Annotated in this window: 12 protein-coding genes, 1 pseudogene and 1 riboswitch; of the genes and pseudogenes, 9 read left to right on the top strand and 4 right to left on the bottom strand. The window is 37.2% G+C overall.

Translation table 11 applies throughout. The annotated features are described in order from the left end of the window. Positions 1–312: 312 nt before the first annotated feature. A complete protein-coding gene (locus H4683_RS20595) occupies positions 313–1,125 on the bottom strand; it encodes a DUF4097 family beta strand repeat-containing protein (protein ID WP_192600700.1) in 813 nt (270 codons plus the stop codon). A 179-nt stretch (positions 1,126–1,304) separates the two neighbouring features. Next, positions 1,305–1,718: a MarR family winged helix-turn-helix transcriptional regulator gene (locus H4683_RS20590; protein WP_192600699.1), complete on the bottom strand. Its 414-nt coding sequence runs from the start codon at positions 1,716–1,718 to the stop codon at positions 1,305–1,307. A 229-nt stretch (positions 1,719–1,947) separates the two neighbouring features. After that, a riboswitch (M-box (ykoK) riboswitch) is annotated at positions 1,948–2,118 on the top strand. A gap of 211 nt (positions 2,119–2,329) precedes the next feature. Here H4683_RS20590 and mgtE point away from each other — a divergent pair. The 5 genes and pseudogenes from mgtE to H4683_RS20565 all read left to right on the top strand — a co-directional run. Beyond that, a complete protein-coding gene (gene mgtE / locus H4683_RS20585) occupies positions 2,330–3,319 on the top strand; it encodes a magnesium transporter (RefSeq protein ID WP_192600698.1) in 990 nt (329 codons plus the stop codon). A 12-nt stretch (positions 3,320–3,331) separates the two neighbouring features. Further along, on the top strand, positions 3,332–3,535 hold the full coding sequence (locus tag H4683_RS20580; RefSeq protein WP_192600697.1) for a magnesium transporter: 204 nt from the start codon (positions 3,332–3,334) through the stop codon (positions 3,533–3,535). Positions 3,536–3,703: 168 nt separating this feature from the next. Beyond that, entirely contained in the window at positions 3,704–4,396 is a 693-nt protein-coding gene (locus H4683_RS20575) for a FadR/GntR family transcriptional regulator (RefSeq protein ID WP_192600696.1), read from the top strand. Between the two features lie 2 nt (positions 4,397–4,398). Then, positions 4,399–5,613 (top strand): CynX/NimT family MFS transporter, encoded by a 1,215-nt coding sequence (locus tag H4683_RS20570; RefSeq protein ID WP_192600695.1) that lies wholly within the window; start codon positions 4,399–4,401, stop codon positions 5,611–5,613. Between the two features lie 401 nt (positions 5,614–6,014). After that, positions 6,015–6,362, top strand: a pseudogene (locus H4683_RS20565) (response regulator transcription factor); the annotation flags it as partial. Here H4683_RS20565 and H4683_RS22065 read toward each other — a convergent pair. After that, a complete protein-coding gene (locus H4683_RS22065) occupies positions 6,351–6,605 on the bottom strand; it encodes a DinB/UmuC family translesion DNA polymerase (RefSeq protein ID WP_275403120.1) in 255 nt (84 codons plus the stop codon). The pseudogene H4683_RS20565 and the gene H4683_RS22065 sit on opposite strands and share 12 nt — an antisense overlap. Positions 6,606–6,630: 25 nt before the next feature. Further along, on the bottom strand, positions 6,631–6,960 hold the full coding sequence (locus H4683_RS22060) for a DinB/UmuC family translesion DNA polymerase (protein ID WP_275403119.1): 330 nt from the start codon (positions 6,958–6,960) through the stop codon (positions 6,631–6,633). Between the two features lie 304 nt (positions 6,961–7,264). Between H4683_RS22060 and H4683_RS20555 the strand changes: the two genes are divergently transcribed. The 4 genes from H4683_RS20555 (at position 7,265) to H4683_RS20540 (ending at position 12,033) form a co-directional block, all read left to right on the top strand. Beyond that, a complete protein-coding gene (locus H4683_RS20555; protein WP_192600693.1) occupies positions 7,265–7,765 on the top strand; it encodes a hypothetical protein in 501 nt (166 codons plus the stop codon). A 14-nt stretch (positions 7,766–7,779) separates the two neighbouring features. After that, the gene (locus H4683_RS20550; protein ID WP_192600692.1) at positions 7,780–8,805 is read left to right on the top strand and encodes a hypothetical protein; all 1,026 of its coding nucleotides are present in this window, start codon (positions 7,780–7,782) and stop codon (positions 8,803–8,805) included. Between the two features lie 1,216 nt (positions 8,806–10,021). Next, positions 10,022–10,690: a response regulator transcription factor gene (locus H4683_RS20545; RefSeq protein WP_192600691.1), complete on the top strand. Its 669-nt coding sequence runs from the start codon at positions 10,022–10,024 to the stop codon at positions 10,688–10,690. After that, positions 10,687–12,033, top strand: a complete 1,347-nt coding sequence (locus tag H4683_RS20540; protein WP_192600690.1) for a HAMP domain-containing sensor histidine kinase — start codon at positions 10,687–10,689, stop codon at positions 12,031–12,033. The genes H4683_RS20545 and H4683_RS20540 overlap by 4 nt, the downstream gene beginning before the upstream one ends. Positions 12,034–12,406 lie beyond the last annotated feature (373 nt).

Here is a 12,406-nt window from a genome sequence, read left to right as displayed (position 1 = left end):
TGTCCATGTGATTTCTCCTTATAATTAGGGATTTGGACAGGACTATCAAACCTAATTATAAGGGGTTTTTTTATCTATTAATAGTCTTAAAACTTGCATTTTAGTGAAAATAAAACATTTCGTTATTGGTATTTTAGGAACTTGACAAATCGAAATAGTTTTTATGCAATGCTACTGTCTATCTAAGTTGAAATAAAGAATTCCTTTGAATCCGCTGCGGCAGGAGGCTACCTCTTGGAAGGCGCCTTCGCTCAGCTTATATAGATAGCCACTCAGGATGGTTGGCTATGAGTCCGCCAATTGTATTTCCCATTAGTTTATCTCTATATTCCCTACCGAAACTGATATATTCAATTCCTTGTTTCCTTTGGAGCCCGTAGTAATTTTCTGCCCCGGACCTCGTTTTATTATATTGTCTTTTAATAAGTTATTTCCAGAAGTTATCTTCCCATTCTTAGTTACAATCGTTAATCCCAAATCATCAAGCTTTATCTCACTAGGCAATGTTAGCTTCACTTTACCATTCGACAATTTAATCGTATTCTTACCTTTAATATCAGTAAAGATCAAGCTATGTAGATTGCCCGTTTGATTTTTAATATTGACTGTCCCGTCAATTTCCCCTAAGCTTATAGCTCCATTTTTTGCGTTTATATTTAAAGATGTCCCTTTAAAAGAATCTACATTGATATTACCTACATTCGAATTAAGGCTTAATCGGTTTACCTTATTTAGATTCCCAACATCTATGTTCCCAACACCGGTACTTATTTGAATACTATCCAGTAATTCAGGGGGAATATTCAGTACCAATGCACCCTTTTTTCTTGTTCCAGGCAAAAAGCTCATCCACTTTTTCGGAATCGCTTTCACCTTAATAATCGCTTGACCTTCGTTATAAACTACCTCTATTTCGGGACTTCCTAAAGATGATTTTTCACCCGTATATTCGATGGTACTAGTTGAATCAGAAGCACTCAGTAGGATATTAGAGATATCTGAGTCCACAATAATCTTCTCTACATTTTCCAGATCACCCTTATACACAAAAGGTTTTTTAGTAAATGCAACAGCAATTCCAGATAGTAGCAAAATCAACACTCCAATCACAAAGATTTTTTTCATCTATTTTCCTCTTTTCTTGAAAGGAATAATTATTCCATTTCCCTTCCGCTCAAATATGTTTTAACTATTAAAACATTTATAGTATAAAATATATACATATCAATACTTATTGTCAACAGTTTGAAGGAGTTTGAAAAAATAAAAAAACAGACCATTATCTGATCTGTTTTTGAATACTATCATTCTGCGATTTTTTCAAACAGGCTATTTATCTCCGCTAAAACACTCGACATTCTCTTTAACTTTTCCTCCGAAAACTTCGAAAATATCCCTTCGACCCTTTCCTCTCCTTTTTTAGTTAGTGACACCCTAACAACTCTTCTATCATCTTTAGTCCTTATTCTTTCTACATAATCTAAGTCTTCAAGTTTGTCGCACATATTCGTTCCTGCACCAGGCGTTAACATAAATGCTTCGGAAATCTCAGTAACTTTCATATGTCTGTATAATTTAAGTCTAAGTAATAAAAGCACTAAGTTTTCTGAGAGATTTTCATCATGTGTAAGTAATTGCATAAATTCTTTTGATTTATTTTGAATGTTAAACATTTCTTCCATTAGGCGACGAATAACGTCATCTGAAGTTTCTTTCATCATAATCATCCCTTAACTAATTTTAATAACTAAAATACATTTATGTTCTATATTACAATAAGTAAAAATTGAAAAGATGCTCTATATGATTATACGAGTCCCAACAAAAATAAGCCATACTAATCTATATCTTGATGGGTAGAAATTAGGTATCCAAAATTATTTAATTCAAAACAGGTTGACAATCTGATTTATTGTTGCTAGGGTTATAGCGTACTTAAAACAACAACATAAACCTCGTTAGGTGAGGCTCCTATATGGAGATATGCTGCTGCCCAGAAACGTCCAAAGACGCCAATGGGTCAACAGGAACCATCGAATTAAGGTGGTTTTTAACGTAGCTGGATGATTTTTTCATCCTATGCCATATAGTGCTAAAGCTCTACGAAGGAGGCTTTTTCAACTATGCTTTTCATAGCTTATTTGAATTGAACACCCTTCTTTGTTGAGGGGTGTTTTTTTATGTTTATGGGGGGTGATGGGAAATGGATAGTCAGTCGGATTCTGGACAGTCGAGTTGTCAATCGTCATGTGAAAATATAGAAGATCATTGGAAGTCCACTTCCCGTCACTCTTTTGAGAAGTGGACGTATTAGAGGAGGTCCACGTATATGGGCAAAAACAAGAATGGTATTTTCAAACAAGAAACCATTGGAACATTGATGAAAAAGGATTTTATTGCTCTTTCAGAAACAGACACAGTCGAACAAGCGATCAAATATGTCCGTGAAAACGTTGGGGACAAAACGAATATTCACTATCTATACATCGTGAGCCCGGATAAGCAACTAAAAGGTGTTTTATCCATACGCGAATTACTGGGTAGTTCAGGTGAGCTTCCACTCGTCAACATTATGACGGCATCGATTACCTCATTTTCAACAGATTTGGATCAAGAAAAAGCAATTAAAGTATTCCAAGATAAAAACTTAGTTTCCGTACCCGTCCTAAATAATCAAAAACAAATGGTTGGCGTTATTCATGTAGAAGATATTTTGGATGTTATGCAACAGGAAACAACCGAAGACTTCCACAAAATGGCGCCCGTTTCTGGACTCAACGTAGGCTTGAAAGATGCTGGTATCTCTTTGCTTTACCGGAAAAGAATTGTTTGGTTAGTTCTTCTCGTCTTTATGAATGTTTTTTCAGGCGCGGGAATCGCCTTTTTTGAAGAGGTGATTGAAGCAAATCTAGCCCTTGTATTCTTCTTACCTTTACTCGTAGATAGCGGCGGAAATGCAGGGGCCCAAGCAGCCACACTCGTAATCCGTTCGATGGCGCTTGGTGAAGTGAAGATGAAAGACTGGGTGAAAATGTTCACCAAAGAAATTTCCGTTTCGATTCTTCTAGGAATCACGATGGCTTTAGCAGTCGCAAGTGTGGGTCTCTTTAGAGGCGGCCCAGAAATCGCTCTCGTTGTTGCTTTGACGATGGTTATTGTCGTTATTGTCGGTAGTTTAATCGGTATGTCATTGCCATTCATTTTCAACAAACTCAAACTAGACCCAGCGACTGCAAGTGGACCACTTATCACATCTATTGCAGATATTGTTGGCGTACTTATATACTTCTCTATCGCAGCTTGGATTTTGGCTCTGTAAGGAGGAAATATTATGGAATGGGTACTAGTCGGATTTCGTGCTTTTATCCCGTTCATTTACCGTATTCAAAAGCGAATTCCAAACCCTCAAAATACGATTTATCAATTAAAGATTGATCCTACCGTTGCATCAGGTCCTTTTATCACGACGATTAATGATATTGTTGCAATTGGTGTTTACTTTTCCGTTGCGAGCATTTTGTTTTTTTATATGTGAGAGATATCACTACCAAACACCCCCTGACCGTAATTCGGTCGGGAGGTGTTTTTTCATTTTATATCTATCGCTGCGACTGTTGCAAAACGATTGAATCTTCCCCACTAATACGTTAAGCTGTTCAATATACCAATCATCCTACAACTTTACCGAAAGGACATGAACACGATGAATATTATGAAGACGAACCGAACCTCTTTGGTCGAACAAGTCGCGACTCAAATGGAGAACCTGATTGAAACAGGTCATTGGTCCATTGGAGATAAGATACCGCCTGAAATGGAGCTCATGGTGCAATTTGATGTGAGTCGCAACACACTTAGAGAAGCCATCCGCGCCTTAGTCCATGCGGGTTTATTGGAAACAAAACAAGGTAGCGGCACAAGCGTCCGCTCTGCAAGTGCATTAGGATTTGCGATACAACGTCATGTTGAAAAGTCCAGTCTTATCGACACGCTTGAAGTCCGATTGGCTTTGGAGAGAGAAGCAGCTCAAATGGCGGCTGAAAGGCGTGATGACCGGGATATTGAAAAGTTAAAAGGCTGTTTCCTAGCTTGTCAAAAAGCAGCGGCGACGGCAAATCTAGACCAATTTGTGGACGCAGATATTTTATTTCACAAAGCCATCGTGGAAGCTTCGCATAATCAAGTGCTGATTGATTTGTATGAACATATGACGGATGCATTGTACAGTTCTGTTCGAGATTTGATAATCTTGCACGCTCCATTTAATTATGAAGAGGAACTTCATGTAGAACTTTATGAAGCGATTCTTGAACGAGATATAAATCGTGCCCGCGAATATGTAAATAGCTATAGCAATGAATTTAAAAAAGCTTTAACGAGTATGACGGAGGAATAATAATGGATTTTGATAAAGACAATTCAACTGTTTCAAAGACAAACAATCGAAAAATAGGACTTTTACTTATTGGTATCATTTTAATAGGTGCAAACTTGAGGGCCCCATTAACTTCTGTGGGATCCCTCATTTCATTTATTCGTGACGATTTGGGCATCAGTAATGCGGTTGCAGGAACGATTACAACACTTCCCCTACTCGCCTTCGCTTTTCTATCACCATTTGCAGCAAAAATAGCCGGTCGATTAGGCATTGAACGGACTATCTTCTATTCATTGATTGTTCTAACGCTCGGCATTTCAATCCGCTCTCTTCCGACAGTGAGTACATTGTTTGCAGGGACCCTATTGATTGGTTTGGCAATTGCAATCGGCAATGTTTTATTGCCTGGATTCATCAAGATGAACTTCCCTTTACGCATTGGACTTATGACGGGCATCTACGCCGTTTCTATGAATATATTCGCGGCTTTGGCTGCTGGTTTAAGCTTTCCCATTTCCTCAATCAATGGATTTGGCTGGCGGGGTGCCCTTGGTGTTTGGGGACTATTGGCCTTCATCACACTTGTGATTTGGTTGCCGCAGATTCGTCACGGAAAGCAGAGGAATGTGAATAGTACTGTTGCACCATCCGTTAAAACTACAGCGATATGGCGCTCTCCCCTTGCTTGGAAAATCACGATTTTCATGGGCTTGCAATCGCTAATTTTCTATACATTGATGACTTGGCTTCCCGATATTCTCCGCGTTCATGGTTATAGTTCGGGTTCGGCAGGATGGATGCTATTTTTGCTACAATTTTCTATTATTCCTGTCACGTTCATCATGCCGATTGTGGCTGGGTGGATGAAGAATCAAGTTGCATTAACTGGCTTCACTGCACTCCTTTTCTTCGTTGGGATTGCGGGATTGCTTTATGGAAATCACGTGTTTATTCCTTTATGGGCAGTGATGATTGGGATTGCATGCGGAAGTTCGTTCAGTTTATCTATGATGTTTTTCACTTTGCGTACGACTGATTTCCAGCAAGCCGCTAAAATGTCCGGCATGGCACAGTCATTCGGTTATTTATTGGCCGCTACTGGACCTGTTCTGTTCGGCGGTTTACATGATTTGACCGACAGTTGGACAATGCCACTTGTGATGTTGTTGGGCGCTTCGATTATTCTATTGGTGGTTGGGATTGGCGCTGGGAAAGATGGGGTGGTTGAGCAGTAAGGGGTTTATTGTGGACCTAACTTAGTTATATCAGCAATTACATCCACTATATCAGCATTGTGGGCAATGTTATCAGCACCCGCACTAGCTATATCAGCACTCCAACAATACTTATCAGCAAATCAGGACCTTTCGCTCATCATTCCAAGTACTTTATGGCTTCCCAAACACTATGGTAAGTGGCGGATACCGGTTTCACTCCAACATTTTGGAGTGGAATCGGCATCCGTCACTTTTTATTTCTCTTCAAATTCTACATACAGTATTGTATTGACGAAATTAAATTCGAACATAAGTCGTTGAACCTTTCCACTTTGATGTTACCTCGTATAGGATATAGTGTAAGAAGAAAAACTTCTAGAATTTAAAATGCAGCCAAATAATGAAGGGTAGGGAATGTCTTGAAGGAAATTTTATATATTGAAGATGATATGGAAATTGGTAGCATTGTCAAAGAAGACTTGGAGCAGCGCGGTTATTTAGTGCGTTGGCTCACTTCTGGTGAAAAGGCGGAAGAAGCGCTTGAAGATGCAGAAGTAGTCATTTTGGATGTGATGCTACCTGGACTTGATGGTTTTACGGTTGGCCAACGGTTGAAACGCAATCATCCCAATGTATCGATTCTGATGTTATCAGCCCGGACAGCTGTTGACGATAAGCTACAGGGGTTACAATTTGCTGATGATTATGTAATAAAACCTTTTCATCCTGAAGAGCTCGCTGCAAGAATTGAAGTATTATTCAGAAGAAATCAAAGCCGTACCTGCTTCTGTGAGTGATACGGCTCTTAATATAGAGGTGGAACCAAAACGGTTCCGAATGCTGTCCATGACTTCACCAATTTTCCGATTGCGATCATTATGCGTATCAAACAAACTTAACTGTACCGATTGTTCCGCTTCTAGCTTTGTGATGTATATGGACACCTGCCTGACTGGACGGGCATCGTAGTTTTCTCTTAGCAGCTCTTTACACACTGTATAGATGGCCATCGTTTCATTAGTTGCTTCAGGTTCGCTAACTGTGGAAGCTACCACCGGCTGCATTCTTGCTATAACGAATGCCAAGCGATATGGTGCGTGCTGCTTTCCCTGCATCTCTTGCCCTTCTCGCAATATCCTCAATCATTTCAAGCATAATTACTCTTATTTCTGCAATCAAAATGTAGTCACGCAAAAGCATTTGACTCTTACCATAGCTGGTTTGACCTTGCGGAATAGGATCTTCCACATTCGACAGGTCGATACCATGTGCGTGGAAATACAATTGATTGCCTAAAATTCCGAACGACATCTCCATACTTTTCAAATCAGCGTGTGCCAAGTCGCCAACTGAAAGTATACCCATTTCGTTAAGCGATGTCTCGGTTTTGCGCCCGATGCCCCACATTTCAGATAGAGGTGATACTGGCCATAATTTATGTTTTAGGTCCTCTTGCGAACCCTGTTTTTTTAGCGATTACAAATCTAAATAACAAACAACTTGTAGCTACTCAAAAAAATGGTGGCAAATTTGGGACTAAAATTAAATAATCAAATACGAAATAAACCTATAATAAAACAATTTTTTATTTTTTTGTATTTAATGTTAAAAAATGATTTGTATGTTACAATCCATATATAATTAAAAAAACAACCAAAGGAGGAGTTTTATGTTTAAGAAAAAGTTTTTTTCATTCTTTGTATGTATCACCTTTTTGTTAGCTAGTACCAATGTTCATGCGGAAAGTATTTCTGAATGTGACATTTTACCTGAATCAGCAAAGAGTCTTCCTTCATCTGGAGAATTTTCACCAGTCAAAAATACGGTTAGTACTCTAGCAACAAATAATTGCGTTCCATTATATCGATATAAGGTCAAACACAGTGAACCTTTCTGGGGTGGAGACAATGCTTTTGCTACCTCCGAATCATTTAAAAACTGTAATGGTACTGTATCGTACGACTCTATTGAAATGGTATATGCGAAGGCAAAACTTTATAAATATGGTGCCTTTTTAACTTCGGCTGAAGATACAACTAATCACGGTTTTTTTGCAGGTGCAAGAGCAACCAACACAGAATCGACTACTAGTGGTTTAGCGTCTTTTGGGGAGCATAAATTTAAAAAACAAGGTTACATGGAACATAATCTCTTTACTTATGTTAATTAGTATAGAGGTGGAATATGAAATTAAAATACTTTCCATATATCGTCATTTTAATATTTATCGGTTATTTTCTTATATATGAATTTAATGCAAAGCACATAAATAGAAAAGAAGTTACTAAAGAAGTTACTAAAGAAATTATTTATGACGAAACTAAAAATTATAATTATGTACCATATGCTAATCAAGGCACCTCGCTAGGTATTGTAAACGATAAACATAATGAGCTAATTGAAATTAGTAACTTTAAAATAGAGAAAAATGAAATGTTCAATAAAACCCTCGCTATTGTAAATCAAAATGACTATCCCGAAGACTATCTTATTATACCTTTGATTAATTATCAGCAAAAACATATTTTACCAGGAAATAAAAAACAGAATAAGTTAAAAATAACCATAAAACCACAAGAAATAGTTTTTATACCTTTTTCTATTTCAAATTTAAAAAACGGATTTCACGATTTCACTTTTTTAATAGCGCAAGATCCCAATAATCAGGATTTATCAAAAGAATATAGAATTTCAACTACAGGATCAAATTTGATGAGTATAAGGGGTACCATTAACAAAGGTTCAAATAAAAATAACTCTTTTAATAAATTTAGTAAGGTAAGTACAGATAATACAATTAACGAAAATAATAATGTGCAAAATTTAAATGGATTACTATTAACTAAAAATGAAAAATTAGTGCCCTGGTTAAATGAATCGGTTTATAATAATAATGACAAAATCCAATTCAATATCAATATTGGTAATACTGAAAAGGAAAATAAAACATTCGCAGTTGCTTCATTTATCAATTGGGATCAAGTTTCTATTAATGCTGATAGTGATAGTAAAGTATTTTTCGGACAAATTGATCAAAATAGCTCTGCATCGATAAAGGGTGAAATTAATAAAATGGATATTAAAAAAAATTCAATATCAAATTATACAACTGTATTGATACCATTTCCTTATCAAGAAATAAATCCTCTAGATCCTAGCTTTTCAATTGAATCAAGCGGTAGAGTAGGTTTAGATAATCGCGAAAATTAATATATTATGGAGGTTATTATGGATAAAAAATATGGAATATATTGTCATTTATTTTATTGTTAGTTTTATTCATTGTTGCGAACTTTTTTTTCAATAATCTGTTTCTCCTACTTATAAAAACAATCCCGTGGACTACTAAATTTTTATTGCCTTGGATTTTCTTGTATTGGTTCATTAAATATATTAAAGCATTAGAGAAGAACAATAGTTCTCAATAAATTTTGTTCGCCAACGGAGTAGCATTTGCTACTCCGTTGGCGAACTTCACTTTTATCCTTATTTATTCCTACTAAAGTTTTTCATACGTTCCACCGAACTTGTTGAGCGACTATCTACATTATAATTCGTTTGTCTACGTCTTCTGTTAACCTTTTGTGTAACTTCCGAACTTACTTCATGTTCATTATTCGTCGTCACGATTTGTTGAGAACTGCTGCGTTCATTCTGAACAACATTAGAACCACTTGCGGTCGATGAAAAAAAGCAAATGGTAGTTGAAGCTAGTGATAGTAAATTTGTAGATTTCAGCCCTCAAAATGAGACCGATTTCAAAAATAAACTCAATAAATTAGAAATTGAGTCTGTTAATAACTATCAAGAATGAATAGCTACTTCCGATAAGCTAATATTTATAGCCTCATTATATTAAGTTGATACAATAAAAGACAAGAATTCATATGGATTCTTGTCTTTTACTTTTGCTTGAAGCGATGCCATATTGATGAGTGGCTCATTTACTAACTCAGCTTTCGCACGTCAGAATTATACTCCTCCAATTTTGTGAAACCGTTTTTGAAAAATAGATTTTGATGAAATTGGAGAAGATAATTTCAATTAACTTGAAGTTTTAAGCCGTTTTTCTTATTTATGACAGACTGGCAAAATTATCAGCACCCGCGCTAGCTATATCAGCACTCCAACAGTACTTATCAGCAAATCAGGACCTTTCGCTCATCATTCCAAGTACTTTATGGCTTCCCAAACACTATGGTAAGTGGCGGATACCGGTTTCACTCCAACATTTTGGAGTGGAATCGGCATCCGTCACTTTTTATTTCTCTTCAAATTCTACATACAGTATTGTATTGACGAAATTAAATTCGAACATAAGTCGTTGAACCTTTCCACTTTGATGTTACCTCGTATAGGATATAGTGTAAGAAGAAAAACTTCCAGAATTTAAAATGCAGCCAAATAATGAAGGGTCGGGAATGTTTTGAAGGAAATTTTATATATTGAAGATGATCTGGAAATTGGTACCATCGTCAAAGAAGACTTGGAGCAGCGAGGCTATTTGGTGCGTTGGCTCACTTCCGGTGAAAAGGCGGAAGAAGCGCTTGGAGATGCAGAAGTAGTCATATTGGATGTGATGCTTCCTGGACTTGATGGTTTTACAGTTGGTCAACGGTTGAAACGCAATCATCCCAATGTGTCTATTCTGATGTTATCTGCCCGAACAGCTGTTGACGATAAGCTACAAGGTCTACATTTTGCGGATGATTATGTAACAAAACCTTTTCATCCCGAAGAGCTTGCCGCAAGAATTGAAGTGTTATTCAGAAGAAATCAACATGCTGTGTCCAAAGAAATTCAGCTAGATCATTTAACAATCAACATGATAGAAAACCGCATTTTAAAGAACGACGGTGAAGAGATCTTTTTGACAGCTAAACAACATCAGATCTTTATGTATTTTTTGCGACATCCAAATCAAGTTTTAACAAAAGAACAGCTTTATGAGGCTGTGTGGGGGGAATCTTATCTTGAAGGGGATAAAACCTTAATGGTTCATATTCGCTACTTGAGAGAAAAGATTGAACAAGATCCGAGTGCGCCAAAAATCGTTGAAACGATACGCGGCATCGGTTATCGGGTGAAGCAATGAAAAAGCTAGGGAATTCTTTATTGGCCCAGTATTTGCTAATCATTCTCTTAGCGACAATGATTATGCCAATCGGCGTACCCCTATTGTCTATCGTTTTTTACAATATCACCCATCAAGAAGATTCGTCCGGTCGGCATTATAATGGAACAGATTTAGAAGAAATGTGGCATGAAACGGCCAAAGAATTAGGAGATGCTTCCGAAGAACAGATTCATAGTAAGCTCACGGAACTAAAAAATATTTATCAAGAAGCATCTATGTACAGGGTAGACAAGGCGGGACAAACGAGAGAGAAATCCCCAAAATCTTTATCTGTACCGGACACATGGTCAGTCCCTTATGCGATTGACTTTATGAAAAAAAATCGAGGATATAAGATTGACCCCTTTACCGTAGTGGCTTTTATAGGAAATAAGCAAGAGGAAGGATTTATGGTATTACAAATCCCCCGTACAGATATGGTAAGTCCAAGTAACCTATTACTGGAACAATACGATTATATTTTTCCATTTGCCCTTTTATCGATATTCGTTCTTTTTATGCTAATTTCCAGCCTCTTCTTTTATCGGATTCGAAAAAGGCTTCTTCATTTACAAGAGGCGATGGTTGCTCCTGAAGCAAATGGGATTCCATCGACCATCGAAGTGACAAAACAAGACGAAATCGGACGTCTAGGTCAATCCTTCAATCGAATGATTCAAGAATTAGAAACAGGTCGGAAACGCGAAAAGGAGGAAGAAGGACTTAGAAAAGAACTCATCGCGAATTTGTCACATGATTTACGAACGCCTCTGACAACGATTCGAGGTCACGCCTATCGCTTGAAAAAAGAACCACTCAGTGTAACTGGACAGGAATCTTTAGACTTTATCGATGAAAAAGTGAATTATATGGGAGAACTCATAGAGAATTTACTTTCCTACACATTATTGACGACTGGGAAATATCCGTTCCATCCAGAGAAAGTGGATATCATTCGGCTCATTCGAACTTCTTTTGCAGAATGGTATCCTGTGTTTGAGAACCTTCATTTTGATATCCAACTGGAGATTCCTGAGAAACAATTGATGTGGGAAGTCGATCCTCAAATGTTTCGTCGGGTATTGGATAACCTTTTCCAAAATATTTATCGGCATGCGAAAAGCGGACAGTTTGTAGCTGTACGAATCGAAAATGAAACGATTGTGATTGAAGATCATGGGCCTGGAATGAAAGCAAAATCAAGCAAAAAGGGTGTTGGAGTTGGTCTCTCTGTCGTTTCTCTTATGCTAAAAGAAATGCAACTGGACTGGGATATTGAAACGAGTGAAGAAGGTACGATGATGATTATTCAACAAGCCTAGCATGAAAATTATACAGCTTGTAGTAGACCAAATAAAAAAAGATTAATGAGCTATCTTTTTTTATAAAGTCGTTGGATGTTTTCTGAATGACTAGATGCACAATGTCCAAATTCAACTCATCAAAATTGAATACATTTAATTGGACCATCCGGGAAAACTATTGACAATTAATTGTCCATCTACTGTATAAAATCGGGAATTCGACCACCCACACAATGAATTAATTGGCAATTAAATTTATATTGGTTTACCATGGAATTAGTACACTGATAAAGGAGGAATTAAACAACCACCTGCTAAAGCAGGTGGATTTCCGACATAAATGTCTACGACTAAAGTCGTTGTGAAGGCTGAAGTCCTTCTTCAAGCACTT

The sequence above is a fragment of the Sporosarcina limicola genome (assembly GCF_014873855.1).
GTDB lineage: Bacteria > Bacillota > Bacilli > Bacillales_A > Planococcaceae > Sporosarcina > Sporosarcina limicola.
This window is presented reverse-complemented; position numbering and strand designations above follow the sequence as displayed.

What these genes read in the sequence shown, in the direction of transcription:
- H4683_RS20595 (WP_192600700.1), bottom strand. Translation starts at nt 1,125, where the DNA reads ATGAAAAAAATCTTTGTGATTGGAGTGTTGATTTTGCTACTATCTGGA.
- H4683_RS20590 (WP_192600699.1), bottom strand. Translation starts at nt 1,718, where the DNA reads ATGAAAGAAACTTCAGATGACGTTATTCGTCGCCTAATGGAAGAAATG.
- mgtE (WP_192600698.1), top strand. Translation starts at nt 2,330, where the DNA reads ATGGGCAAAAACAAGAATGGTATTTTCAAACAAGAAACCATTGGAACA.
- H4683_RS20580 (WP_192600697.1), top strand. Translation starts at nt 3,332, where the DNA reads ATGGAATGGGTACTAGTCGGATTTCGTGCTTTTATCCCGTTCATTTAC.
- H4683_RS20575 (WP_192600696.1), top strand. Translation starts at nt 3,704, where the DNA reads ATGAATATTATGAAGACGAACCGAACCTCTTTGGTCGAACAAGTCGCG.
- H4683_RS20570 (WP_192600695.1), top strand. Translation starts at nt 4,399, where the DNA reads ATGGATTTTGATAAAGACAATTCAACTGTTTCAAAGACAAACAATCGA.
- H4683_RS22065 (WP_275403120.1), bottom strand. Translation starts at nt 6,605, where the DNA reads ATGGCCATCTATACAGTGTGTAAAGAGCTGCTAAGAGAAAACTACGAT.
- H4683_RS22060 (WP_275403119.1), bottom strand. Translation starts at nt 6,960, where the DNA reads ATGGGTATACTTTCAGTTGGCGACTTGGCACACGCTGATTTGAAAAGT.
- H4683_RS20555 (WP_192600693.1), top strand. Translation starts at nt 7,265, where the DNA reads ATGTTTAAGAAAAAGTTTTTTTCATTCTTTGTATGTATCACCTTTTTG.
- H4683_RS20550 (WP_192600692.1), top strand. Translation starts at nt 7,780, where the DNA reads ATGAAATTAAAATACTTTCCATATATCGTCATTTTAATATTTATCGGT.
- H4683_RS20540 (WP_192600690.1), top strand. Translation starts at nt 10,687, where the DNA reads ATGAAAAAGCTAGGGAATTCTTTATTGGCCCAGTATTTGCTAATCATT.